A 26,533-nucleotide genomic window follows, 5' to 3' on the forward strand; every position below is an offset into this window, starting at 1 on the left:
GCATGCTGCGAAGATTGGGTTTTCCTGCTGGCACCCCTGTGTTGGCGCTGTTTGACCGTGACACCGGGATCAAAGTGCACCCGTCGTACAAAGCTGCTAAGTCGGGTGATGCCGAGGCGGCGCTGACTTTGGTCTCCGATCTGGCAGGCGATTGGCTCTTCCTGAACGAGGGTAATTTCAAGTCTGGTACTGTTTTCGTGGCGCCTCATGCCAAAGAGGCGAGCGGTGACAATGCGATTCCTCAGACCTTGTCGACGCTGTGTGTGCGCAAAGACGTCCGTTTAATCAAGGAGCGGTTTCAAGATGAATTCACAGAAATTTTCGGGATCAACCCCGATGCCCTTACCGCCAACGAAGCTCGATACCTTGTTGGTTTCAGATCCGTTGACGCGATCCGAGATCGACTTGCTGCGGCAAAACAAGAAATCGATCTCCGACTACGTTCAAAAGGTTTATCCCGATCGGGAGTCTTTTCTGCGGGCTTGCAAGCTGAAGGCAAGCTGAGCGGTCGCGATTCGTCCGATACACCTTCCCAATCTTCATAAACCTGAAAACGCTGCCCCGTGTGGGCTGCGTTTTCAGGTTTTTTTATGGCACCAAATGTTAAATACCCCCTTTTCCCCCTGGCCCAGTTTCACCCCCGAAGAGGCCGACGCGGTGCACCGCGTGGTGATGTCCAACAAGGTCAACTATTGGACGGGCACCGAGACCCGCGAGTTGGAAAAAGAGTTTGCCGCTTGGTGTGGCACGGCGTATGCCGTGGCGCTGGCCAATGGCACGCTGGCGCTCGATGTAGCGCTCAAGGCCCTGGGCGTAGAGCCGGGCGATGAGGTGGTGGTCACGCCGCGCACCTTCATTGCGTCGATTTCGTGTGTGGTGAATGCGGGTGCAGTGCCTGTTTTTGCCGAGGTGGAGGCTGACAGCGGCAATGTGTCGGCCCGGACCATTGCGGCGGTGTTGTCACCCCGCACCAAGGCGGTGGTGTGCGTGCATTTGGCGGGCTGGCCTTGCGATATGGACCCGATCATGGCGTTGGCGGCTGAACGTGGCTTTAAGGTGATTGAGGACTGCGCCCAAGCACATGGGGCTCGGTACAAGGGGCGGCCTGTGGGCAGCATTGGTCATGTGGGGGCCTGGAGTTTTTGCCAGGACAAGGTCATGACCACGGGCGGCGAAGGCGGCATGGTGACGACGAATGACGAGGCTTTGTGGCGGGCCATGTGGTCGTTCAAGGACCATGGCAAGAGTTACGAGGCGGTGTACGAGCGCCAGCATCCACCGGGCTTCAGGTGGTTGCATGAGAGCTTTGGCACCAATTGGCGCATGCTGGAGATGCAGGCGGTGTTGGGGCGCATTCAGCTGCGGCGCATGGCTGATTGGACGGCTTTGCGCACGCGCAATGCCGAGGCCATTTGGGCGGCTTGCCGAAAGTCTGCGGCGCTGAGGGTGCCTGAGTTTCGGTGTGGCGATTGTGGTGGTGCGGGGACTGGATTGCCACGCTGCGCTCGCAATGACAGTGAGGGGGCGAGCAATGCTGGCCAGTCGACGCGCAATGACGGCCAGTCGACGCTCAATGCCGGCCAGGCGGCGCGCAATGCCGACTTCTCCGTCATTGCGAGGAGCGAAGCGACGCGGCAATCCAGTGGCTGTGCACATGCACATTACAAGTGTTACGTGTACGTGAAGCCCGAGGCGCTTCAGGCCGGGTGGTCGCGTGACCGCATCATCGATGCGATCAATGCCGAGGGTGTGCCTTGCTTTCAGGGCTCTTGCTCTGAGGTGTATCTGGAAAAAGCTTTTGATGGCACCGGCTGGCGCCCCGAGCCGCGTCTGCCGGTGGCCAAAGCGTTGGGCGAGACATCGGTGATGTTTTTGGTTCACCCCACATTGACAGAAGATGAAATCCAAAAGACCTGTGCAGCCATTGAGAAGGTCATGGCGTTGGCGGGGAAATGATTTCTTACGAGATATGTCGTATAGTTAGAAACTGGCGGTCATCATTCCAATGGGGTTTTCAACGGTCAAGCAGGGTGTGATTGAGGCGCTCTTGTCGGGCGACTATGGTCATGAGGTGCGTGGTGATATCGACATCAAGAATTTACTGAGCACCGGAGCGGTAACTGTGGTGACTGTTGTGGACATCATTAAGCGTTCAAGGGGGGGGACTACACATGTTCACCGCATCATTTGGCTTCAGAAATTGATGTTCATGTCATAACACGAGAGGGGTGGTACATCAAGTTTTACTTTTTGGAGCCACAGACGATGTTTATCAGTGTTCATCAGTGATATCAGGGATATCAGGGATATCAGGATCATGAGATTTTTTATCGAAGGCGAAAAAGGTCAGGCGCTGTGTCACCCATGTGGCGGCTTGGTCGCGACCACCTTCATCCGTCGTGATGTGCCTTTCAGTGATGGCAAAGGGTCGGCGCAGAACATATTGGTAGGAGTCTGCAATCAATGCGAGCAAGTGGTTGTTATTCCTGCGCAGTCAACTCCAGCCATTCGCGATGCGCGACAGAAAGACGTGAAGCCGATTGAGGCTTCTTTGCCTGCCATTTATCTTGATGTTTTGGACTTGGCAGCCTACACGGTTGATAACAGGGCTTCGACCGAATTCAGGCGCTATCTGCTGAGCTATTTTGTGCACAAGACAGCACAACAAGAAGCGCAGTTGGAGCAGGTGGTCGAGCGCTATGAGATGGCAATTAGACTATTCCCTGAAAAGCGTGGTGTTGCTCGCAGGCGTTTGTCCATGAAGGTTCCGCAGGCAGTCAGTGATGACCTGCGCTTGCTGTGCGAAAGCAGCCATCTCAATACATCCAATGTCATCAAGTCGGTGGTTTTTGATATCCAGTCACAAATCATTGAGTCACCAAAGCAGCCTTTGCTCAAAGAACTTCGTTCATTTGCCGCTGTTTTGGGGTGAGTTGTTCTTGATTTAGTCATTGCGAGCAGAGCGTGGCAATCCAGCTGAAAAATCTTTCAGGAGCAGAGATGAGCAGCAGATCACACGATGACGCGATGGCTGAGTTGTACCGTCAAAATCCTGCTTTGGCACTGCAGGTGATGAATGACATCTTGGAAGACCCAGAGGCTCAGCAGTCAGAGTTGTTGGTGGTGTTGCGCCAAATTGCAAAGGCCCATGGCGGTGTGCAGGCATTGGCCAGCAAGGTGAACCTGAACCCAACGCAGCTGTACCGGACACTTTCGCCGCAGGGTAATCCGGGCTTGAGCAGCTTGATGGCGATCCTGAGGGCGTTGGGTTTGCATTTGGCGGTTCGACCGCTGGGTGAACAAGCGCTGTAACTGTATCGCCACCTCGCTGCGCTCCTCGCGATGACAGTCAAGCAGTGAAAATCGGGGTCAGATCCCAATTAATTCTGACTCGGTAGGAGATGAATGACCATGTAGCCCTGTTGGGCATATGGGACCAAGCACCCTATGGTTGGATGTGCAGTTTGTCTGGCGAACGGCGCCAGATGAGTCTATTAAATACAATAGAGTCATCTAGTAAATTGTAAAACTCTCATGTCCACGACCTATAACCGCCCTTTTGTCGCTACCTTGGCCGAGCGTTTTGCGGCTGAGCGGCCTTTGATCCAGGTGTTGGCGGGGCCGCGCCAGGTGGGCAAGACCACGGGTGTGCGGCAGTTGCTGGCGCAAGGGATGTGGCCGCACCATTACGCCAATGCCGATGATGTGTTGGTGAGTGACCGCAATTGGTTGCTGGAGCAATGGCAGAAGGCACTGTTGTTGGGCGATGGCGCTTTGCTGGTGATTGACGAGATTCAGAAGGTGGCCAATTGGCCCGAAACGATCAAGGCGCTGTGGGATGCCCAACCAGGGCGGCTGCGGGTGTTGTTGTTGGGTTCGAGTGCTTTGCAGATTCAGGCCGGGGTGACTGAGAGTTTGGCGGGCAGGTTTGAGTTGCTGCGGGTGCACCACTGGACCTTTGCCGAACTGCAGGCGGCTTTTGGCTATGACTTGCCGCGCTATCTGGCGTTTGGCGGTTACCCGGGGGCGGTGGCTTTGGAGAGCGACCCGGACCGGTGGTATGCCTATATGAAAGACGCGATTGTGGAGGCGGTGATTGGCAAGGACATCTTGCAAAGCCACAAGGTAGCGAATCCGGCCTTGTTTCGCCAAGCCTTCCAGATTTTGTGTGCGTATCCGGCGCAGGAAATCAGCTACACCAAGCTGTTGGGCCAATTGCAGGACAAGGGCAACACGGATTTGATCAAGCATTACATCGATTTGTATGGTGGGGCGTTTTTGCTGCACGCGTTGCAAAAGTATTCACCCAAGGCTTGGTTGGCGCGCAGTTCCAGCCCGAAGATGCTGCCGGCTTGCCCGGCGCTTTATAGCATGGCCGCTGGCGTCAATGTGGCGCAAAACACCGATCAGCGTGGGCGGGCTTTTGAGCTGGCGGTGGGGGCCGAGTTGCTTCAGCAGCCGGGGCAGGTGTTTTATTGGCGCGAGCGCAACGACGAGGTGGATTTTGTTTACCAGTACCGAGATGCGCTGTACGCCATCGAGGTGAAGTCGGGCCGCAAGAAGTCGGCCAAGGGCTTGACGGCTTTTTGTGCACAGGTACCGCAGGCTTTGCGGGTGATCGTGACGCCGGACAACTTTTCGCAGTTCTCCACCAACCCGCGTGGCTTTTTGACGCAAGTTGCGGTGTAGCGATGGGTAGGAAACTCAATGAATGTGTGCTGATCAAATGAAACGTTTTGCCATTTTTGGGGCCAGTGGTTATGGCCGTGAGGTTTTGCCGTTGGTGCGCCAGCAGTTGCAGGCCGATTTGGCGGCGGGCGATGCCGATTTGGTGTTTGTAGACGACCACCCGCCAGCGCCTGTGGTCAACGGGCAGCGGGTGTTGACTTATGCCCAGTGGCTGGCCGAGCCCGCCAGCAGTCGCCACATGAATGTGGCCATTGCGAATAGCCAAGTGCGCCAGAAGTTGGTGGAGCGATGCGCGGCCGATGGCGTGCAGTTTTTCGAGGCGCGTGCGGCTAATGTGGTGCAGTTGGACGATGTGCAACTGAGCGATGGCGCAGTGTTGTGTCCGTTTGTCACGCTCACGAGACGCGGGGCACCGCGTGGTGATTTCCAACAAGGTGAACTATTGGACGGGCACCGAGACCCGCGAGTTTGAAAAAGAGTTTGCCGCTTGGTGTGGCACGGCGCATGCCGTGGCGCTGGCCAATGGCACTCTGGCGCTCGATGTGGCGCTAAAGGCTTTGGGCGTGGGGCCGGGCGATGAGGTGGTGGTCACGCCGCGCACTTTCATTGCGTCGATTTCGTGTGTGGTGAATGCCGGCGCGGTGCCTGAGTTTGCCGATGTGGAGGCCGACAGCGGCAATGTGTCGGCCCGCACGATTGCGGCGGTTTTGTCGCCCCGTACCAAGGCGGTGGTGTGTGTGCATTTGGCGGGTTGGCCGTGCGATATGGACCCGATCATGGCGCTGGCGGCTGAGCGTGGCTTGAAGGTGATTGAGGACTGCGCCCAGGCGCATGGGGCGCGATACAAGGGGCGGCCTGTGGGCAGCATTGGGCATGTGGGGGCCTGGAGTTTTTGCCAGGACAAGGTCATGACCACGGGCGGCGAGGGCGGCATGGTCTCAACCAATGACGAGGCGCTGTGGCGAGCGATGTGGTCGTTCAAGGACCATGGCAAGAGTTACGAGGCGGTGTACGAGCGACAGCACGCGCCCGGCTTCAGGTGGCTGCACGAGAGTTTTGGCACCAATTGGCGCATGCTGGACATGCAGTCGGTGTTGGGGCGCATTCAGTTGGGGCGCATGGCTGATTGGACGGCTTTGCGCACGCGCAATGCCGAGGCCATTTGGGCGGCTTGCCGAAAGTCTGCGGCGCTGAGGGTGCCGGCGTTTCGGTGTGGCGATTGTGGTGGCGCGTGTGCTGTTGCATGCGTTCATGCGCATTACAAGTGCTATGTGTATGTGAAGCCCGAGGCGCTTCAGGCTGGGTGGTCGCGTGACCGGATCATCGATGCGATCAATGCCGAGGGCGTGCCTTGCTTTCAGGGCTCTTGCTCTGAGGTGTATCTGGAAAAAGCTTTTGATGGCACCGGCTGGCGCCCCGAGCCGCGTCTGCCGGTGGCCAAAGCGTTGGGTGAGACTTCGGTGATGTTTTTGGTTCACCCCACATTGACAGAAGATGAAATTCAAAAGACCTGCGCCGCCATTGAGGAGGTCATGACGCTGGCGGGGAAATGATTTCTGAAGTCTCAAAGAGGCCAAAATTCACGTGTATTTCGGACTGATAGGGTTTTGTCTAAAATGAAAATTCCTTTTAACGCTGAGTTACTCATGCACGCAAACAAAAGTTCAAGCTTGCGCATGTCGCCTTCAGGCGCACAGGCGCTTGCGGCGCGCAATCTCGAGTTTTTGTCGGCGATTGAGCGCACCATTGATGCCTTGGTGTCTGATACCGATCTCATCCACAACATCGGCCGTGCTTATCAAGAGATCCAGGAGAAGTTAACCGGGCTTGGCACCGAGATTGACGCCGACGGTCGAATCACAGGGTTGTTGGAGAAGGCGTCCGAGGCTTGTGTGCGCATTTACCGCGACGCACAGCGCCGTCACGAATCAGCCCGTCAAGATCCGCTTTTGCAGCCTGATGATGGTGTCGCAGAAGCTTATGACGCTTTCATCGCGGCCATGAATGCGCTGCACGATACGGTGGAGACGCTGCGCGAGTGGATTGCCACGCACGATGCGGTGCTGCAGCCGACTACCGGACAGACTTTTGATTCTGTGGATGATTTGTTTGACGCCATGTTGGCTGGGTCTTGACAAAAGAAATCCGAATTGAGCGCTTCGCGTACTCTGATCGGTTCCGGTCTGAGATGAGAAGCTTGCCGCCCGACCTTGTGCGGGCAACCAAAGAGGCTCTGGCCTTGCTGCAGCGCAACCCCCGAGCAAAGTCTTTGCGCTTGCATCCAATGTCAGGTTTGGCCAAGCCAACCGTCTGGAAGATAGATGTTTTTGCCAACCATGCTTGGCAGGTGACTTTCGAGTTGAACGGAACCACGGCAGAACTCAAGCGCATCGGCACACACAAGTCGATTGACCGCGACCCGAGATAGTTCACTCAAAATCAATTGAGAGTCGTTGGGAAAAACAAGGTCATATCCCAATGTATTCAGCCCCAGTCTCGTCATTGCGAGCGGAGGGGGCAATCCCGGCCCACGCTTGTCATTGCGAGCGGAGCGTGGCAATCCATTAATTGGGGTCAGATCCCGATTGTTTCCTGTCATTGCGTGCGAAGCGCGGCAATCGATGGATCGCTTCGTGCCTTGCGGTGACGATTTCATGATTTGGATCAGTTGTTGATCTGGTGCAATAGTTGCACTATCATTTGCTATGCCGGTGTTGCACAAATTTAAGGCTTCACGCGCCGTTATTTACGCTGGCGATCATTTGTTGCCGCATGTCCACGTTTTCTTGAGTGATGGTCGGGAGTGCACTGTTGAACTTGACAGTTTGAAACTCGTAGGGCGTATCACTGCCCGGGAGATCAGGGATGAGTTGCAGTGGATCGAAGCTCATCGTGCTTGGTTGCACGATCAATGGAGTAGGTACAACCCATGACCGATTTTTTTCATCCCAAATTGCAAAGCGTTGAGGCTTTGGAGCCCGGACGCCTTCGCACTTCATGGAGTACGGGCGAAGTGCTGGAAGTGGACGTGAGTCATGTGCTGCGTAAAGCCCCCTTTTTGGAAGGGTTGTTAGACCCGCAGGTTTTCGCAAAAGTGCATATCGCCGAATGGGGCCATTGCATTGAGTGGTTTGATGCCGAGCTGGGTGCCGACAATGTTTATGCATGGGCGAAGGAGCAGGCCGGTCAGGTGAGTCATGAGATGTTCGATGGGTGGATGTACCGCAGTGGCTTGTCACTGAATACTGCGGCAGAGGCTTTGGGCATCAGTCGGCGGATGGTGAGTTATTACCGAACGGCGCACAAGCCCATACCCAGAGCCATTTGGTTGGCTTGTTTGGGCTGGGAAGCGACCCGTCCGTTGCCAACAACATTGCCGCGAGGACTTCCATCGGCGCGGGAATACGCACTTGCTCACGCATGAGATGAATCGGTTTTTGGGCTTGAAGATCGCAAATGAATATAGATGTATATAAATTTGCATTTTTCATGTTTATCTATTTGTATGCCAAAAACCGCTAGAGCACTTTTGCAGTTGCCGCCTGCAACATCTGCCGCCATCGAAAAGCTGGGCGCAGACTTGGCTGTGGCTAGGCTGCGCCGCAAGGAGTCTTTAAAAACTTGGGCTATGCGCATGGGGGTTTCGGTGCCCACGCTACAGCGTCTGGAATCGGGTGACCCTTCGGTGGGGATTGGTATTGTGGCTACGGCTTTGTGGCTGATTCAACGCGATGGCGAGTTGGGCAAGTTGGCTGCGCCCGAGCAGGATCTGGGTGCGATCGAGATGGATATTCGTGAGGCGGTGGCGCTGGGCAGTGCTCGAGCCAAAGCTTCTGCGCAGTCGCGCACGCTGACCCGTCGCGCCAAGGGCTGATATGCGGTTGGATGATTTGCACTTGTGGTTTCTGGGTAACCCTGCTGCGCCACTTTATGTGGGGGCGCTGAAGCTGGTGGCCGCTGGGAAGGGTGTTTCGCTGCATTACGGGAAGGATTGGCTGACCAGCGGTTTTGCGCTCAGCGAGGATTTGCCCCTGATTGATACCGAGTTTTTGCCGCTGGGGCGTTTGTTTGCAGATGCTCCGCGTGCTGTGGGGGCTGTAAGTGACTCGGGTAATTGGCGTGGTCCTGAGGGGCCGGAGTTTCGGTGTGGCGTTTGTGGTGGCGTGGCAATCGAGTGCTATTGATCCGGCCCGATGATGTTTGCATGAACGCTTTTTTGTAGGAGCGGCGCCCTCGCCGCGATGGAGCTTCGCAGAACACCACCCATCGCCCCGAGGGCGGGGCTCCCACACTGATCGCATATCTGATCGCTATGCCCAAGAGAAGCCTTTCACTTCAAACTTCACTGGGCCGGATCAATAGGGCTGGCGCTGTAACTGGATCGCCACGTCACTTCGTTCCTCGCGATGAGAGCTTGTTTTTCGTTTTGCCCCTGAGTTTGTCATTGCGAGCACAGCGCGGCAATCCAGTCTGAATTTCTTCATTGCGAGCGCAGCGCGGCATTTCAGCGCCTGCATTAATTGTTTTCGTTTTTCTCTCTGCGCAATGCAGGGGGTGGGTCTCGTTCGTCTTCATGGGGCATTCACTGCCAAATCCATATGTTGCTTAACCGTCTTCCTTCTTTTTTGCTGTCTTGGCCTCGTGTGTTCAAACAAGTTTTGGCTTTGGCGGTCGATGCTTCTTTGTGTTTGCTGTCGCTGCATTTGGCTGCAAGCGTGCGGTTTGAAGCGTGGGTGCCTTTGTCTGGGCCTTTGCTTTGGGCGGGTGCCGGGGCGGTGGCTTTGGCCTTGCCTCTTTTTGTTCAAGCGGGTTTTTACAGGGCGATTTTTCGCTATTCAGGCTTGAATGCTTTGATGGCCGTTGTTCGGGCCATGAGTGTTTATGGCTTGGTCTTCATGACGGTGGTGACTGTGGTGGGTGTGCCGGGTATTCCGCGTTCGGTGGGGGTCACTCAGCCGCTGTTGTTGTTGGTTTTTGTGGGCTTGAGTCGTGCTTTGGTTCGGTATTGGCTGGGCGGTTTGTACCGCGATATGTTGGACAAGCAGGGGCCGCAACCTGTTTTGATTTATGGGGCTGGATCAGCAGGACGGCAGCTGGTCGCGGCGTTGAGCAACAGCAATGAGATGCGGGTGGCAGGGTTTCTTGATGATGATGCCGAGTTGCATGATCGTGTGATCAATGGCGTTCGTGTTTATGGTGTGGATGATTTGCCCGATGTGATCGAGAGGCACCATGTCTCGTTGGTGTTGATGGCCATTCCTTCGGCCAGTCGCGCACAGCGCAATGAGATTTTGAATGTGTTGCGCCAACACAAGCTGAAGGTGCGTACGCTGCCAGGCTTGATGGATATGGCTCATGGCCGTGTGAATGTGTCTGATTTGCGTGAGTTGGACATTGAGGATTTGCTGGGACGCGATCCGGTGAAGCCAGACGCGCAGCTGTTGGATAAGAATATTCGAGGCAAGGTTGTGATGGTGACCGGGGCAGGGGGCTCTATTGGCTCAGAGCTGTGTCGGCAGATTGTTTTGTTGCGTCCAACGGTTTTACTGTTGGTGGAATTGACTGAATTTGCCCTGTACGCCATCGCTCATGAACTGGAGCATTCGAGCGAAACCGATACAGATGCCGATTCCGAAGTGATTTTGGTGCCGTTGCTGGCAAGTGTGCGCGATGGGGTGCGAATGGGTGAAATTTTGGCCACCTGGAAACCCGACACGGTCTATCACGCAGCGGCTTACAAACATGTGCCTTTGGTTGAACATAACCCCGCCGAAGGGGTTAAAAACAATGTGCAGGGGACGCTGATTACGGCGTTGCAATGTGCCTTGCATGGGGTGAGTGATTTTGTCTTGATCAGCACCGACAAGGCGGTGCGCCCGACCAATGTGATGGGCACGAGCAAACGTTTGGCAGAGATGGTGTTGCAGTCTCATGCGGCGGTGATGGCCGCTCGCAATGGCAAGACGCGGTTCAGCATGGTCAGGTTTGGCAATGTGCTGGGGTCATCCGGTTCTGTGGTTCCGTTGTTTCGCAAGCAGATTGAGCGAGGCGGTCCGATCACGTTGACAGATGCACGCATTACCCGCTATTTCATGACGATTCCAGAGGCAGCGCAGTTGGTGATTCAGGCCGGCGCGATGGCCTCGGGGGGGGATGTGTTTGTGTTGGATATGGGCGAGCCCGTGAAGGTTTTGGATTTGGCCAAGCGAATGGTTGAACTGTCAGGTTTGGCGGTGAAGGATGAGGCCAATCCGAATGGTGATATTGAGATCAAGGTCACGGGTCTGCGCCCCGGAGAAAAGCTTTATGAAGAGTTGTTGATTGGCGATAACCCTTTGCCAACAGTGCACCGTCGAATCATGAAGGCGCATGAAGACTTTTTACCTTGGGATGTATTGCAGGATAAGTTGACTGCTTTGAACTCGGCGCTGGATGTGAACGATGTGCGTTTGATTCGACGCTTGCTTAAAGATTTGGTTCCAGGCTATCAGCCCGACGGAAGCTGGGTCGATTGGGTCTGGATGGAGTCAGAAAAAGTGGCATGACGAATTCAAGCGCACACAACAACAAAGGAGCTTCGGCTCCTTTGTCGTTTCTGGCGTGTAATCGCATGCACTGGGGGTTTATTGAATATCGTCAGACGCGGTGAGTCCCGACCCGCAAAATCCCACATCACGTTCCGCCCGGTAAGTCTGCGGCTTCAGCCCCGACAATTTCCCGCTCACCTTCAGCGCTCAGGCTTGACGCTGTTGGGTCTCTTCAGCCCAGTTTCTGTGCTTGCCTATTGATCCGGCCCCATGTTGGTTGCATGAACGCTTTTTTTGTGGGAGCGGCGCCCTCGCCGCGATGGAGCCTCGCAGACCAACACCCTTCGCCCCGGGGGGGGGGGCTCCCACACTGATCGCATAGCTGATCGCTCTGCACAAGACAAGCCTTTCACTTCAAACTTCACCGGGCCAGATCAATATGCACTGGATTGCCACTCTTCGCTCGCAATGACGGGGCAGTACTTGGGACAAATGACTGAAGTGGCTATTAATTCGTTTCAGTGATCACACATGTATCAAATATTCAATTTTTTTAAATATTCAATTATGAAATAAAAATATAATAAATTTATCCAAATCGATATTTTATTTCGTGTTCAAGAAGTCATTTTTAACCATAAGGTAGATGCGGTATCTGTCTTATTTTTTTAAATTAGAAACTGTATTTCTTGAAAAAAATTTCCAAATTAATTTTGGAAATCAATGATTTTTTGTGTTGGAAATTTATAGGGCACTTACTGGTTACTGGTTACTGGTTACTGGTTACTGGTTACTGGTTACTGGTTACTGGTTACTGAGTACTCTATTGAAAAGTTTATAGCAGTTTATGCATAAACAAAATGTCAATCATTTGAACGTGCACGCCCCAAAACGGTATTGGCACTGCGGTAGCCTGCCTGTGCCACGTTCGGGATACCCGCAAACTCCATCTCTTGTTTCTCGACCCCATGAAAATTCCATACCCCTTTCAAACACTTATCCAGCTCAGCTTGGGGGTGTTGTGGGTTGCAGGCACAGCGCCACTGGCGATGGCACAGCGCCCCATGGCGACAGATGTCAGCAATATTTCATCCGTCACACTTGCAGCCGTCACACCTGCTGCTGCCACACCTGCTGCTGCCACACCTGCGGCCCCCACACTCTCTGCCATGGGCGGCATGTTGGGCATGGATGGTGCAACGGCCAGAGGCACCGGTTTGCCTGGTTTGCAAAACCCCAACGCTGCAGACTTAGCGCGCACACCGGGTGCCGGTTTTACTGAAATCGGCCAAGGCACCGGCCCTGCCGCAACCACCACCCCTAAAGCCGAATTGCCCCCCCTGGCGGCCAACTTATTTCAACGCTTCATTGCCAGTGCCACAGGGCGCGACTTGCCCTTGTATGGCTACAACCTCTTCAGCGGCAACAGCTTCAACTCCCTGGCCAACGTGCCCGTGCCTGCCAATTACGTGGTCGGCCCCGGTGACGACATCGACCTCAAACTCTGGGGCTCGGTCGATGCCGCCATGCGCTTGACGGTCGATCGCAACGGCCAAATCACCATCCCCAAAGTTGGCCCCGTCACCGTGGCCGGCATCCGCGCTGACCAACTCGAAAAACAACTCAGAGCCCAAGTGGGCCGCGTGTTCAATAACTTTGAACTCAACGCCACCTTGGGGCGCCTGCGCAGCATCCAGGTCTATGTGGTCGGCCAGGCGCGCAAACCCGGTGCCTACACCGTCTCTGGCTTGTCCACGCTCATCAGTACCTTGTTTGAAAGCGGTGGCCCCGCCGCCACGGGCAGCATGCGCCAAATCCAGCTGGTGCGTGATGGCAAAACCATCACCTCACTTGACCTGTACGCCTTCATCCACAGCGGCACCACCGCAGCTGATGCACAGCTTTTGCCCGGTGACGTGATCGTCATCCCCCCCGCAGGCCCGCGCGTCGCCATGTTGGGCGCCTTGGACACCCCGGCTGTTTATGAACTCAAAGCGCCTCAAGAGCCTTTGCAGTCCGTGCTGGGCTACAGCGGCGGGCTCAATGTGTTGACCACTCCGCACAAAGCCCTGGTCGAGCGCATCGACACCGCCAACAGTGAGGCCCCCCGCAGCGTGCAAGAACGCAGCCTGGACGCCACTGGCCTGCAAACCACGGTGCGCGACGGCGACATGGTGACCCTGCTGCCCATCGCCTCACAGTTCTCCAACGCCGTCACCTTGCGCGGCAATGTGGCCGCACCCTTGCGCTACAGCTTCAAGCCCGGCATGCGCGTGGCCGATTTGATTCCAGAACCTGCCGCCCTGATTCAAGGCGATTACTACAGTCGCAAAAACAGCATGGTGCAGTTTGAGTCTGGCAAAGCCATCAGCGTGGACCGCATGGCGGGCGATGTCAAAAATCTGCTGACCGAAATCAATTGGGACTACGCCGCCATCGAGCGGCTGGACGCCAAAGAAGTCAAAACCGTGCTCATTCCCTTTAACCTGGGCAAAGCCATCAAAGACAAAGACACCGCCAACAACCTGCTGCTTCAGCCTGGCGACGTGGTCACCATATTTGGCGTGAACGACTTGCCCGTGCCCATTGAAAAGCGCAACCAGTTTGTGCGCCTGGCCGGTGAAGTCATGGTGCCCGGTGTTTACCAAATTACCCCCGGTGAAACCTTGCCAGATGTGGTCACGCGGGCAGGGGGGCTTAGCCGCAATTCATTCCTTTACGCCACGGTGCTCACCCGCGAGAGCACCCGCTTGCAACAACAAGCCAACCTCGACAAAGCCACCCGCAAGCTCGAAGGCGACATCAGCAGCCAATCGGCCAGCTTGGCCCAAAACGCCAGCGACGCAGAAAAAAACAGCATGCAAGCCCAAGTTCTTGCCCAAAGATCCCTGCTGGAGCGCGTGCGCAACCTCAAAGCCAGCGGTCGCATCAGCCTGGAGATGGAGCCCACAGACCCGGTCATGCCCGCGCTTGCATTGGAAGACGGCGACAGCATCGTCATTCCGCACAAACCCAGCTTTGTGGGCGTGTTTGGTGCGGTGTTGTCAGAGACCAGCTTCATCCACAAAGTCAGCTACACCGTGGGCGATTACCTCGAAAAAGCAGGCCCCACACGCGAGGCTGACCTTGAAGGGGTCTTGCTCATCCGCGCCGATGGCAGCGTGCTGGCCAACAAAGCCCAGCGCAGCTGGTTGGGTTTTGGCCACAGCACGTTTTTGCGCACCCCCATGTACCCCGGCGACTCGCTCTTTGTGCCCGAACTGGTGGACCGCCGCACGGCCTACACCCAGTTCATTCAGGGCGCCAAAGATTGGACGCAAATGTTTTACCAATTCGGTTTGGGGGCTGCAGGCTTGAAGATATTGCGCAATTGACGCAATCTTGTAGGTTGGTACTCGAAGAGTCCGACATGCATCGCCAGCACACCCAGCGCCCTTGTTGAACCATGTCGGGGTCTTCGACCACCGACCTACAAAATACATGTGTCGCTTCGCGAAATGAACAACGTCAGGGTCTTCGACCGCCGACCTACAAAACACTGGGGTCGCTTCGCGAAATGAACAACGTCGGGGTCTTCGACCGCCGACCTACAAAACACCAGTACCTCGTAGGTCGGCACTCGAAGAGTCCGACACAAAACACCACCATCGCCTCGTAGGTCGGTGGCTTTGGCCCCGACATCTGACCGCACATGACAGACACCGCATACAACCCCGCAGACACAGATGACGACGAAATCAACCTGCTTGACTTGCTGCAAACCGTCGTCGACAACCTGCGACTGCTGGTGCTCGGCCCCTTGGTGGCGGGCGTGCTGGCCTTGGGCATCACCTTTGTGGTCAAGCCTACCTTCACGGCCGAAACCAGCTTTTTGCCTCCTCAGCAACAACAAGGCATGGCCGCCAGCATGCTGGCAGGCTTGGGCGGCTTGGCCGGTAGTGTGTCGGGTCTGAAAAACCCCGCAGACCAATATGTCGCTTTCCTCAAAAGTAACAGCATCAAAGACGCCCTGATCGACCGCTTCAAGCTTCTTGAACGCTACGACGTCAAGTTGCGTACCACTGCCCGCAAAGCACTCGACGCCAACGTCAAAATCGCCAACGGCAAAGACGGCTTGATCACCGTCAACGTGGACGACATCGACCCCCAAATTGCTGCCGACATGGCCAACGCCCATGTACAAGAGCTGACCCAACTCATGGGTCGCCTGGCTGTGACCGAAGCCCAGCAGCGCCGCCACTTCTTTGAAAAGCAACTGCAACAAACCAAAGACAAACTCACCCAGGCAGAAATCCAGCTCAAAGAAACCGGCATCTCCGGTGACGTGCTCAAATCCAATCCCGCCAGCGCTTTGACCGCTGTGGCCGCATTGCAAGCACAAGTGACGGTGCAAGAAGTCAAAATCGGCGCCATGCGCGGCTATTTGGCCGACACCGCCCCTGATTTCAAGCAAGCCCTGAACGAGCTGGCCAACCTTCGGGCGCAACTGGCTAAACAATCGAAAGACACAACAAGCAGCACAGGCAAAGGGCAGGGCATTGCACAAGGCGACTACGTCACCAAATACCGCGAATTCAAATACCAGGAAACGCTTTTTGAACTCTTTGCTAAACAATTCGAAATTGCCAAACTTGACGAAGCCCGCGAGGGGGCCGTGATCCAGGTGCTTGACGCTGCCCAGCCCCCTGAACGCAAATCCAAACCCAAAAAAGTCCAGATCGCGATTTACGCCAGCCTGGCCACCGGATTTGTCCTGTTGCTGTTTGTGTTCATTCGCCAAGCCCTGCGCAACGCCAGCAAAGACAACGAATCGGCCCAAAAACTCAGCGCCCTCAAAGCTTCTTGGCACAAAGCCATCGGCAAAACCCGCTGACACTGCCCCGTAGTTCGGTGGCTTCAGCCCCGACAAACGGACAAAAAACAACACCCCGTAGGTCGGCGGCTTCAGCCCCGACAAACGTACAAAAACCAACGCCCCCGTAGGTCGGTACTCGAAGAGTCCGACGTTTGCGGGCTCTGACAAAGGCTCCATGTCGGGGTCTTCGACCACCGACCTACAAAACCATTTCCCCGTAGGTCGGTACTCGAAGAGTCCGACGTTTGCAGGCTCTGACAAAGGCTCCATGTCGGGGTCTTCGACCACCGACCTACAAAACCATTTCCCCGTAGGTCGGTACTCGAAGAGTCCGACGTTTACAGGCTTTGGCAGAGTCCGATGCTTGCAAGCTCTGGCGCAGGCCCCATGTCGGGGTCTTCGACCGCCGACCTACAAAGCTCCCCCATCACTCCCGACGCATTCTGGGGGCATGCCCCTACGTTTCATGGACATCTTCCACGCCATCGCAGGCGTATTTCAAACACCCGCCATCACTTCAGCTGCATGGGGCTTTGCATCGAGCTTTGCCTTGTGTGTGTTGTTGGTGCTGACCAAACGTTGGCATGGGGCGTTGACGATGGACTTTACCGATGGCATTCAAAAGTTTCACACCGCACCCACACCCCGTGTGGGGGGTATCCCCATTGTGCTGGGCCTTGTCGTCGCGTGGACCCAAGCGCCCGCCAATGTGCAAGCCATGCTCACCCCTTTTCTGATTGCAGGCATGCCGGCCTTTGTCTTTGGTGTGGCCGAAGACATCAGCAATCGCGTGGGCGTCATGCTGCGCCTGCTGGCCACCATGGCATCGGGTCTGCTGGCTTGGTGGCTTACCGACTATTCGCTGCACCGAGTCGACATTTGGGGTGTCGATTGGTTCATGCAATTCACCTTGGTGTCGGTCCTCTTCACAGCCTTTGCCGTGAGCGGCGTGACCAATGCCATCAACATCATCGATGGCTTTAACGGCCTGGCCAGCACCATGTCCAGCCTGGCTTTTGTGGGATACGCCATGATTGCCTGGCAAGTGGGGGACGCCACGATGGCCAGCGTGTCACTGCTGCTGGCCGCTTGTGTGTGGGGCTTTTTCTGGGTCAACTGGCCCTTTGGCAAACTCTTTTTGGGTGACGGAGGGTCTTACTTCATTGGCTTTGGCTTGGCTTGGGTGGCGGTCTTGTTGCTGGAGCGCAATCCGTCTGTGTCTGCCTTTGCGGCCTTGATCATTTGCGTTCACCCGGTCACCGAGGTGCTGTTCAGCATCTATCGGCGCAAGGTCAAAAAAGCCAACCCCGGCCAGCCCGACCGATTGCATTTTCACAGCCTGGTCAAGCGGCGCTATGTGGCCCGCTGGTTTGGGCAATATCGCGCATGCACCCAAAATTCCATCACCGGTGTGCTGATCGGGTTCATGACGCTGACTGCCATTGTCCTTGCCAACCTCATCTATGCATCAACCGCACTGTCAGCGGTGGTGTTTGTGGGGCTCGGGCTGGGATATGTGGCCATCTACGCACGCATGGTGCGGCACAGCTGGTGTTCACCCCTTACTTTTTTGCTGGTCAAACGCAGACCAACCATTGATCCGGCCCTCTGAAGTGTTGAACCCTCGTCATCCGATTGGCCGCCCTGGCCGCTGTAGAAATGGACAAGCTCCCGTCTTGGTCGTCACACGGCAGACCAGCTCGTGACTGACACCGCCAAATTCACAGCCGCCGTGCAGCAAACCATTGCTCAGGCAGAGCAGGGGAGCATTGTCATCCTCGGCATCATCCTTGGCGTCATCCCCGACAAACCCGAAACCGGCTACGGCTACATCCAGGGTGCCTACCCCCCCTCGCGTTATGTTGAAGAGCAACCTTTGGCTGATAGATCGGAAGCAACGGCGCAGGGCGCAACTGTCCAATGCCAAGCCAGTGGGCGCATTTTTGACCTCATCGCTGAGTTCCATGGCGCCTGACAGATTTCGTCCATTTGCGGGCGAGGGTGTAGAGACCGATTACCCGCGTTGGGTACCCATATCTGCCACCTTGCTGAGCTCGATGCTTGCCAACGTTCTGGCCGTTGTGAGTACGGCGTTGCTTGTCCGCATGCTGGGTGGCGAGGCGTTCGGTAAGGCAGCTCTTTTTACCAGCGCCGCGATGACGCTGGGGACCGTCACTTCGTCGGGGATCTGCCTGCACATCCTGAGAGTCACGGCTCGCGTCGTCTCTGGTGAAGAGGTGCGTGTCCAAATCTGGATCGGCACAATCATGGGTCAATGTATCGCTGCGTTGATCTCGGTCGGTCTTCTGACCATGGGCCTGCTGCAAGACGAACGATCCTTGTTTGAGTACTTCCTGACAGCCTTGTCACTGCATTTCACGACATCGGACGCGCTATCGAAGAACCGCCTGGTGGGGGGGCAGCGCCTGATGCCCCTCGCTGGTGCCACGATCTTCGGCTCGATCAGCACCGTGGGTTTGCAATTGCTGGGCGCATATGTCGCTGGGCCACGGGGCTACATGATCGGGTTTGCTATGGGAACGGGTCTGAACGCTTTGTCGTCCTGGCTGGCATGCCAGGCATCACTGCCAAAGATGGGGTCTTGGCCAATTGGAATTTTTAGACGGATGCGCGAACGCGAGCTTCTGGGGTTCATCACGCTCGGCACGCTGGCTGCTTGCGTGGTTCCGTTGGCCCATTGGCTCAACTCGCTGATGGCGGCCCACAAAATGAACAGCTACGGCGAGGTGGCGATGCTGACCATTGCCATGCAGTTTTTCAACATGGTTATTTTCGTGCCGACCATCCTCAACAAGATCGTTCTCCCGAAGACGATCAAGGCTGACTTCAATCGCGACATCGATGACAGCCGCAGCGAGGCTCAGCGTCAGACGTGGAGGATGATTCTTCTCACCGCCCCTATGTTGCTTGCGGTTTGGGCCCTGTCGGATCTGATCACGTCTATCTACCGTTTTCGTACCCCCGATGGCATCACCGTTATTTTGTGCTTCGTGGGTGGGAGCGTACTTGCCTGCGCTGCCATTCCGCTGTCGAACTACTTTGTCAGTCATTCCAAGATGAAACTTGGCTTGGTTGGTAATTTGTTGTGGGCCGCTATCTACCTCGGTTTGGCCTGGGCGATTCCTGGAGGAGCTATCAGTACGGCCATCAGCCTCTTTTGCGCTTACTTCCTGAATTTGATAATTGCGCTTTTCCTGGTCAAAGCGAGTCACCATGCCCAATAAGCGTCGAAGCTTTTGTGTTTACTGCAAGGCTGTGGAGGTCAACGACGCCACGTTCAGATACCTCGAAGTCATCAGGGGCGGACTCCAAGACGCTGGCCTGCGTGACCTGGGTCTTACGCAGGACAAGCGTATCTTGCGACAGGCCGACCTTGTGGTGACCATCAGCTGCCTTCCCGCCATGCGTGCGCTCGCCCTGCACCCCCGAGCGATCATCGTGCATTGGTTCCAAGGGCTCGAGGCGGTCGAACGTCGTTTCCTTCACAAGGGCTTTCGGGGCTGGTGGCGCTGGGTTTTGTGGACCTTGATGGAACGCGTTCTTTTGCGTCGTGCCCGGCTTAAACTGTTTGTGTCCCAGCAAATGCGGAATTTTTTCGGTGACATAGAACGGTCAGGCCAATTTTCTCTAATCATCCCCTGCTACAACGTGGACTTGGGTGACATCGCAGCATCTGACCCCAATAGATACCGTCGCATCCATATGGTTTATGCCGGTTCGATGTATCCGTGGCAATGCGTTCGTGAGAGCCTGCAAGCCTATAAGGTGGTTCGTCAACGTCGACCGGACGCGTCGATGACGATCTTCACGCGAGAAGTTGATTACGCGCGACAAATGTGCCAAGACATGGGCTTGGAAAGTGTTCGAGTCGAAACAGTCTCACCTGCACAATTACTAGAAAGACTTAAAGAATTCAGTTTTGGATTCATTCTTCGTGATGTGATGGTGATTAACGAAGTGAGTACGCCGACCAAATTCAGTAGCTATATTGGCGCAGGCGTGATCCCCATAATGACTAAGGCTACCCCTGCACTTGCTTCAATGGCCTCGATGACGCCATTCCAGATCACAGTTCAAACCCCCGCAGAGGCCAACCTGATTGCACAGGATGTCTTGAAAATTAGCGACAGTTCGCCTGTGCCTGAAATGATTGCCAATAGTTATCAAAAAATCTTTCAAACATACTTTGATGACTCATTGAATCGAAAAAAAATATCGAAAATCATATCGAATATTAATTTTATTAATCACACAAAGTAATGTGATTTTGAAATTGTATTTGAATAATATGGCAAGCGGAAGATATTTAAATTATTCAGTAGGATTTTTGTGTGAGCGCTAATATGCAAAATTACCAAACAATTCAGGCTTTGCGATTTATTGCAGCAGTCAGTGTCGCATTAACACATGCGACATTCTATATTAAAACAAGAATTGATCCCGGCATGACAATTTGGGAGGTTGGTTCACAAGGCGTTCAAATATTTTTTGTAATCAGTGGTTTTGTCATGGCGCTTAGTTCGGGTGCGATAATTAATCAGCCTGTAAAATGGAGCCAATTTATTGTTAGACGACTTGCACGCATCGCTCCTTTATATTGGCTAATGAATCTAGTCAAGTTGGCGACGTTGGCAATGCTCCCTGGTTTTTTATTGGCAAAACCAGATTTTCAAAATATAATATTGTCTTTGTTATTTATACCAAGCAGGAATGAAAACGGTATTGTAGAAACATTCTATGGTGTAGGCTGGACTCTTAATTTTGAAATGTTTTTTTATTTACTGGTCACAATTTTTCTGTATTTCAAGAAGCCAGTCATTGTCTATTCAGCCCTTGCGCTCGGATTTTTCCTGTCATTAGGTGCTTTTAGGCAAGAAGAGTGGCCAGCTGTCACATATTTATTTCATCCTTATCTGGCAAATTTTATCTGGGGTTTGCTTATTGCAAAAGTGGCATCAAAGATTGAAATGAATAGACCATTTTTGGGCTCCTTATTGATTGCGATATCAGGTTATTGGATATTCATTAACCCAATACATCCAACCATGAACTTGCTTGGGATTCAGTATGCGGCCCTGGTTTTTGGGTTGCTTATGCTTGAATTCAAATCAAAAGATAATATACCGAAATTTCTCTTATTTGGTGGCGAATTCTCGTATTCTCTGTACTTGACGCACGCCATGGTGGGACCGATCGCTGCTCTATTGATAAGCAAAATGGGCATTCATTCAATAACTGCATCCCTCATATTTATGCTTGTCATCATGCTGTTGGTTGCTGCAGCTTGCTTTGTTTATATTGAAAAACCAATCGGCCTGGTAATTTCCAAAAGATTAAAAAGGTCTGGTTATTAATTGTAAGTGCATAGGTTTGAATTATGCATGCATAGTCAATAAAGTTTGATGACGTCATGGAGATTTTGGAAAATTATTCCAAGGAAAATATTTTATATGAAAATTTATATTCAACTCGATAAGACAGTGGTTTTAAAATTAGACCAGCATTAAATGCCAATTTTTTTGGGTATTTTCACAATATTGATATTCAGCCTTGTCGCATTCGAGGCGGCGTTTCACCTGAATCTATTTTCTGGTTTTCGTCAAATTTCTATTTTGATGGTTTTTTTTATTATTTGGTTTTGTCGGAGGGGGGGTAGAACAGTACCGCATAGCTACTCATTCAGCATCATGGCTCTCTCGGCATTGCTTGTGGCTGGGGCATTGATCAGCGGCATACCGCTGACAAACTTGATCATCGGCACATTCATGACGATTGAATTTGGCTTGATTTTTTATCTTGCATCTTCAACAAGAATCTCAGCTCAGCAAATTTTCAGATATTCGTGGGTTTTTCTAGCCTTCATCTTGTTGAATACTTTGAGTGCTTTTATTGGCTATATTGAAAAATTTCCAGCGCCTATGCGACAAGATGTCGGCGTGCAGGGAGATGCCGGTTTTTTTGCGTCAGCGCTCAACATTGGCATCATCCTCCTCCTTGGAATGAATTTATGGCGGAAAAAGCAAGCATACGTATATCTCGCTGCACTATTATCTTTAGTGATTTTTTTGACTGTAATCAAGAAGGCCTTGATCATAAATATGATAATTTGGGTGTTGTGGGCATCCTTGGCAAGGAATAAAATTTCTTTTAAAAGAATTTTATTAATATTTATCGCCTTCGGATTGGTTGGGTCGCTGGCACTTGGTGCATTACTTGCAAATCTTGAAGAAAACATGAGTTATCTTAACGATGTTGGGGTTGAGGAGCATGTACGATTTATCATGTACTTTGCCAGCGTTCAGATTGCGCTAGATCACTTCCCATTTGGTTCTGGCGCAGGGTCATTCGGAAGCCTGGCGAGCATCAGTAATTATTTTAGTCCGTTATATGATCTTTACGGTGCATCAATTGTTCCAACAAATTCAAGAGAGGCAGTAGACAATGGCACCCACACAATTCTTGACACCTATTGGCCACATATTTTGGCAGAGTCAGGTTTCATTGGCGCTGGATTATTGGTATATCTATTTCTCATTCCAATAAGAAAATCAATAGCAGCTTTCAAAAAATTTGATCTACCGGCAGAGATCAAGTTCTGTGCATTTGTGGCACTTTGCATCCCATTATCCCTGTCCCTTGAGGGATTTGCTTTATACACGACTGAAGCACCTTCATTCATCATATTTCTTGGTGGGCTATCCGGGTACTGTTTTCGCCTTACAAAAATGGCAACAGTCAAAATAATACATGATGAATTTAACAATAAAACATAATCAAGTTAATAATTCTTCTGGGCGCGATGATTCATATCATCCAAAAACGACAAGCGAAAGCACAATCGAAATTTTGAATCCAGCAAGTATCAAAGATTGGATTCTTGTTTCAGCACACCACTGTGCACCCAATATGGGGAGTGAACATGCGGTCGGTTGGAACTTGGTGTCCCGCCTTGCCCGCCACCATCCCATATTGCTCATCACGCAGAACAATGAGTACAGGGCGGTGGTAGAGGCCGGCGTGGCGGTGTTGCGACAAGAGGGCCACCACATCGAGGCCTTCTTCGTCCGACACGGCGCTACGACCGACGGCCGCAAGAACAACCTGCGCGTTTTTTACTACCTCACCTACGTCACTTACCAGCGGCGCGTCTTGGCATTGGCCAAAGCTTTGATGAAGACGCACAGGATTGTTGCGATCCATCACCTGACGATCGTCGGCTTTCGCGAGCCGGGGTTCTTGTGGAAGCTGGATGTGCCATTCATCTGGGGCCCCGTGGGGGGACTCGTCTATGCACCACGCATCCTGTTCTCTGAACTTTCACGAAAGATGCGGATCTTCCAAAGCATCAGAAATCTATTGACATGGATTCAGTTCTCGGCCAGCCCTCGAGTGCGAGCGGCCTATCGAGCCGCTTCGAGGACTGGTCGTTTTATTGCGGCCACGCCGGACATCGGCGAACGTTTCCAGCGCCGATTCGGTGGCGGGTTCGTATGGATCCCCGAGACGGGGAGCACCATCGATCAGAGTACGTCTGCTCACTTGTCTCATCCGATAGTTGGTCGACCACTTGAGCTGTTGTGGCTTGGCGGCCTTCTTGACATCAAACCTCTGGGCATCTTGCTAGACGCCATCGCTTGCGTCCCCGATCATCAGCGACGCATTCATCTTTCCGTGGTCGGCGATGGAGATGCACGGTCAAGATACGAACAACATGCAAAGTCGCTCGGCGCCAATGCCACCTTTGTTGGCTGGATTGATCACGAGGAAGCCAAGCGTCAATTCAACGACGCTGACCTATTTGTCCTCCTGAGTATCAAGGATCTGACCACTAACGTCGTTTTTGAATCGCTTGGGGCGGGCGTTCCCATCGTATGTCTCGATCACCACGGCTACGCGTCGATCGTAGACGAGTCATGCGGTCGCAAGATTCCCTTGCTTGCGCCTGACTTGCTTCGTCAGCGCTTGGCACATGAGTTGATCCGATTTCTCGACAATCCATCGCTTCTCGACCCGCTGCGCATCGGTGCACTTCGTAGGGCCGCTTCGTTCTCTTGGGACAGGAATGCTTCGGCAATCGGACAGATCTACGCCGACATCAAAAATAGGACCGAAAAGATTGCGTCATGAAAGTTCTACAACTCAACAATTTTGAAGCTGTCGGCGGTGGATCCGATCGCGTCTATCAATTGACAACACGCATGTTGCTGGATCGGGGACACGACGTCGCGACCTTGAGCTGTGGAGAGCAGTCCTTCGATTCGAGAAAAACGACGGTCCTGTTGCCGAGAAATGGGTATTTCAGCGCGAATCCATTTCGGACCTTAATCAATGTTCGGGACTTTGTTTATCGGCCTGAAGCCGCCGTTGCCATCGAAGATCTTGTGAATTCATTTAAACCGGAGATCGCTCATCTGCACATCTTCTATGGGCAACTCAGTTCTTCGGTGATCGCTGCATTGCGCCGTCTGAAGGTGCCCTGTGTCATGACGGTTCATGAGTACCGTCTGCTTTGCCCGATAAGTACGCTCTACACACAACGTCAAGGTATTTGTGAAAAGTGCGCGTCGGGGGAAAAGCGCCACGCCATCGCCCTGCGCTGTAATCGTGACGGCCTCTTTGCCAGCACGCTGTCAGCTGGCGAAAGCTGGGTGCGCGACCGCTACTTCAACTATCTCGATCACATTGCCCACTTCTTCATGGTCTCGGAGTTTTGCCGTGACAAACATGCGGAGTATTTACCGCAAATTTTGCAGCAGTCGTCAGTGCTTTATAACTTCATCGGTGACGGCGATGTTGCAGATGAACCAGAGCGCTTGGCAGCTGATGCCCCTTTTCTTTTTGCGGGGCGGTTGTCACATGAAAAGGGCGTAGCATTACTTTGCGCTGCGTTTCGGGACAGACCCCTTCTGCGACTTAGGATCGCTGGCGATGGTCCGTTGGCGGTTTCTCTGAAGTACGAATTTGCCGATTGCCCCAATATTGAGTTCCTTGGCAAGCTGACCTCAGTGGCGCTCAAACAAGAGATGCGTCAAGCGAAGTTCAGCGTCGTGCCGTCTGAGTGGTACGAGAATAACCCCATGTCCGTGTTGGAAAGCTTTGGTTCTGGGACGCCGGTGATTGGTGCCGACATCGGAGGTATTCCCGAGCTGGTGTTGCCAGGATCGACTGGCCTGATCTTTGGTCCGTCTGACAAATCCTCGCTGCTGCAGGCCTTGGATTCGGCGCATGCTATGCCGACGCAATCACGTGACGCGATGGGGCGTCAAGCGTTGGCAATGATTCGCAGCCGACACAGCGAATCTGTTTATTGTGACCGTTTGACAGCGGGTTACACAGATGTGATTCGACAGTACAAAAAACATACTGCGCTATGACTGTTTCCTTCATCGGCTCTGCCGGTATCCCTAATCGCTACGGTGGATTCGAGTCCTTTCTTGAACATTGTGCTCCCGCGATCGCTTTACGTGGCATCCCGGTCCTAGTGACATGCGATGCACGGCTTTACACCGAACAAGAGACTGATTTTCATGGCGTGTATCGTGAGTTTCTCAACGTACCCGCGAATGGAGCGGCATCTGTTGTTCACGACGCCCTTGCATTTCTCCGTGTGTTTTCTCGAAGCGCTCAGATCGTTGTGCTCGGCGTATCAGGCGGGCCGTGGTTCCCGCTGTTTAGACTTCTTTGCAGTATTACAGGCAAGCGCTTGATCGTGAACGTCGACGGTGTTGAATGGCGACGTACGAAGTTCTCCGCGAAGAAACGCCGACTGCTCAAGCTGTTCGATGTGCTTGCCCAGTACTTTTCTCACCATGTGGTCTATGACAATGAAGCTCTTTATGACTACCTCACAGCATCGGCAAAGAGGAAGTCGACCTGCATCCCCTATCCGGGTGACCACGTCCTGCGTCTGGAGAACGCTGTCCGCAAACCACTTACGGCATTGACCGTTTGTCGCATCGAGCCTGAAAACAATCTCGAGCTCTTGATCCAAGGGGCTCTGCGTTCGACGATCATGGTGTACACGATCGTCGGTAACTGGAATAACAGCAACTACGCACGCGCGCTGCGAATGGGTTACGCGGCTGAGCCACGCCTCAGGCTTTTAGACCCAATCTACGACCCTGTAGAGTTGGCCGAGCTGCGAGAAAGTTGTGCTTACTATTTGCATGGTCATAGTGTTGGTGGAACTAATCCTTCACTCGTAGAGATGCTTTTTTACGATTGCGAAGTTTTTTGCTTTGATGTTGAGTTCAACAGGCATTCTGCAGGACAGGGTGCCAATTATTTCAAAACGGCAGATGAGCTCCAACGTCTCCTTGATCGTCAGAGATCAAGTGTCATGGATCGTCATGAACTCCGTTTGCGATACACAGCAGAAGCAATCGCAGACGCTTACATTCAAGTCATTCGGCCTTGATGTGGCATCTTGCACGCCAAGGGT

24 protein-coding genes are annotated in these 26,533 nt (G+C 53.5%); all 24 read left to right on the forward strand.

Translation table 11 applies throughout. From position 1 onward, the window contains the following. Positions 1–2: 2 nt before the first annotated feature. Positions 3–545, forward strand: coding sequence for a hypothetical protein (locus tag B9Z51_RS06560; RefSeq protein WP_199227477.1), 543 nt, complete (start codon positions 3–5; stop codon positions 543–545). Positions 546–600: 55 nt separating this feature from the next. Continuing rightward, a complete protein-coding gene (locus tag B9Z51_RS18790; protein WP_233254860.1) occupies positions 601–1,956 on the forward strand; it encodes a DegT/DnrJ/EryC1/StrS aminotransferase family protein in 1,356 nt (451 codons plus the stop codon). 361 nt (positions 1,957–2,317) lie between these two features. Continuing rightward, the gene (locus tag B9Z51_RS06580) at positions 2,318–2,932 is read left to right on the forward strand and encodes a hypothetical protein (RefSeq protein ID WP_146187694.1); all 615 of its coding nucleotides are present in this window, start codon (positions 2,318–2,320) and stop codon (positions 2,930–2,932) included. 68 nt (positions 2,933–3,000) lie between these two features. Continuing rightward, complete coding sequence (locus tag B9Z51_RS06585) at positions 3,001–3,312, forward strand: DNA-binding protein (RefSeq protein WP_108373028.1); 312 nt, start codon at positions 3,001–3,003, stop codon at positions 3,310–3,312. A gap of 222 nt (positions 3,313–3,534) precedes the next feature. Further along, positions 3,535–4,689, forward strand: a complete 1,155-nt coding sequence (locus B9Z51_RS06590; RefSeq protein ID WP_108373030.1) for an ATP-binding protein — start codon at positions 3,535–3,537, stop codon at positions 4,687–4,689. Positions 4,690–4,726: 37 nt separating this feature from the next. After that, positions 4,727–5,161 (forward strand): hypothetical protein, encoded by a 435-nt coding sequence (locus B9Z51_RS06595; protein WP_158272840.1) that lies wholly within the window; start codon positions 4,727–4,729, stop codon positions 5,159–5,161. After that, complete coding sequence (locus B9Z51_RS06600; protein WP_108373031.1) at positions 5,055–6,242, forward strand: DegT/DnrJ/EryC1/StrS aminotransferase family protein; 1,188 nt, start codon at positions 5,055–5,057, stop codon at positions 6,240–6,242. Before B9Z51_RS06595 ends, B9Z51_RS06600 begins: the two co-directional genes overlap by 107 nt. 93 nt (positions 6,243–6,335) lie before the next feature. Continuing rightward, positions 6,336–6,824: a hypothetical protein gene (locus tag B9Z51_RS06605; RefSeq protein ID WP_108373033.1), complete on the forward strand. Its 489-nt coding sequence runs from the start codon at positions 6,336–6,338 to the stop codon at positions 6,822–6,824. Between the two features lie 570 nt (positions 6,825–7,394). Further along, positions 7,395–7,622, forward strand: coding sequence for a DUF4160 domain-containing protein (locus tag B9Z51_RS06615; protein WP_233254861.1), 228 nt, complete (start codon positions 7,395–7,397; stop codon positions 7,620–7,622). Continuing rightward, positions 7,619–8,113 (forward strand): DUF2442 domain-containing protein, encoded by a 495-nt coding sequence (locus B9Z51_RS06620; RefSeq protein ID WP_108373037.1) that lies wholly within the window; start codon positions 7,619–7,621, stop codon positions 8,111–8,113. Before B9Z51_RS06615 ends, B9Z51_RS06620 begins: the two co-directional genes overlap by 4 nt. An 81-nt stretch (positions 8,114–8,194) precedes the next feature. Further along, positions 8,195–8,563 (forward strand): DNA-binding protein, encoded by a 369-nt coding sequence (locus B9Z51_RS06625; RefSeq protein ID WP_108373039.1) that lies wholly within the window; start codon positions 8,195–8,197, stop codon positions 8,561–8,563. A 7-nt stretch (positions 8,564–8,570) separates the two neighbouring features. After that, positions 8,571–8,873 carry a hypothetical protein gene (locus B9Z51_RS06630; protein ID WP_199227478.1) on the forward strand — a complete coding sequence of 101 codons (303 nt, stop codon included), beginning with the start codon at positions 8,571–8,573 and terminating at the stop codon, positions 8,871–8,873. Positions 8,874–9,287: 414 nt separating this feature from the next. Next, positions 9,288–11,234: a nucleoside-diphosphate sugar epimerase/dehydratase gene (locus B9Z51_RS06635; RefSeq protein ID WP_108373041.1), complete on the forward strand. Its 1,947-nt coding sequence runs from the start codon at positions 9,288–9,290 to the stop codon at positions 11,232–11,234. Between the two features lie 950 nt (positions 11,235–12,184). Then, positions 12,185–14,590, forward strand: a complete 2,406-nt coding sequence (locus B9Z51_RS06640; RefSeq protein WP_108373043.1) for an SLBB domain-containing protein — start codon at positions 12,185–12,187, stop codon at positions 14,588–14,590. A gap of 317 nt (positions 14,591–14,907) precedes the next feature. Beyond that, on the forward strand, positions 14,908–16,089 hold the full coding sequence (locus tag B9Z51_RS06645) for a Wzz/FepE/Etk N-terminal domain-containing protein (RefSeq protein ID WP_108373045.1): 1,182 nt from the start codon (positions 14,908–14,910) through the stop codon (positions 16,087–16,089). A 433-nt stretch (positions 16,090–16,522) separates the two neighbouring features. Beyond that, positions 16,523–17,683: a glycosyltransferase gene (locus tag B9Z51_RS06650; RefSeq protein WP_158272841.1), complete on the forward strand. Its 1,161-nt coding sequence runs from the start codon at positions 16,523–16,525 to the stop codon at positions 17,681–17,683. Between the two features lie 120 nt (positions 17,684–17,803). Beyond that, positions 17,804–18,046, forward strand: a complete 243-nt coding sequence (locus tag B9Z51_RS18525) for a hypothetical protein (RefSeq protein WP_233254862.1) — start codon at positions 17,804–17,806, stop codon at positions 18,044–18,046. Then, positions 18,036–19,316: a lipopolysaccharide biosynthesis protein gene (locus tag B9Z51_RS06660; protein WP_255419296.1), complete on the forward strand. Its 1,281-nt coding sequence runs from the start codon at positions 18,036–18,038 to the stop codon at positions 19,314–19,316. Before B9Z51_RS18525 ends, B9Z51_RS06660 begins: the two co-directional genes overlap by 11 nt. Beyond that, the gene (locus B9Z51_RS06665) at positions 19,306–20,352 is read left to right on the forward strand and encodes a hypothetical protein (RefSeq protein WP_108373051.1); all 1,047 of its coding nucleotides are present in this window, start codon (positions 19,306–19,308) and stop codon (positions 20,350–20,352) included. The genes B9Z51_RS06660 and B9Z51_RS06665 overlap by 11 nt, the downstream gene beginning before the upstream one ends. Positions 20,353–20,435: 83 nt before the next feature. After that, positions 20,436–21,446, forward strand: a complete 1,011-nt coding sequence (locus B9Z51_RS06670; RefSeq protein ID WP_108373052.1) for an acyltransferase — start codon at positions 20,436–20,438, stop codon at positions 21,444–21,446. Positions 21,447–21,599: 153 nt separating this feature from the next. Beyond that, complete coding sequence (locus tag B9Z51_RS06675) at positions 21,600–22,865, forward strand: O-antigen ligase (protein WP_108373054.1); 1,266 nt, start codon at positions 21,600–21,602, stop codon at positions 22,863–22,865. Next, complete coding sequence (locus tag B9Z51_RS06680; protein ID WP_233254863.1) at positions 22,843–24,219, forward strand: glycosyltransferase family 4 protein; 1,377 nt, start codon at positions 22,843–22,845, stop codon at positions 24,217–24,219. Before B9Z51_RS06675 ends, B9Z51_RS06680 begins: the two co-directional genes overlap by 23 nt. Continuing rightward, the gene (locus tag B9Z51_RS06685) at positions 24,216–25,466 is read left to right on the forward strand and encodes a glycosyltransferase (protein ID WP_108373057.1); all 1,251 of its coding nucleotides are present in this window, start codon (positions 24,216–24,218) and stop codon (positions 25,464–25,466) included. Before B9Z51_RS06680 ends, B9Z51_RS06685 begins: the two co-directional genes overlap by 4 nt. Then, a complete protein-coding gene (locus B9Z51_RS06690) occupies positions 25,463–26,509 on the forward strand; it encodes a DUF1972 domain-containing protein (RefSeq protein ID WP_108373059.1) in 1,047 nt (348 codons plus the stop codon). The genes B9Z51_RS06685 and B9Z51_RS06690 overlap by 4 nt, the downstream gene beginning before the upstream one ends. Positions 26,510–26,533: the final 24 nt, after the last annotated feature.

The organism is Limnohabitans sp. T6-5, from assembly GCF_003063315.1.
Lineage (GTDB): Bacteria > Pseudomonadota > Gammaproteobacteria > Burkholderiales > Burkholderiaceae_C > Limnohabitans_A.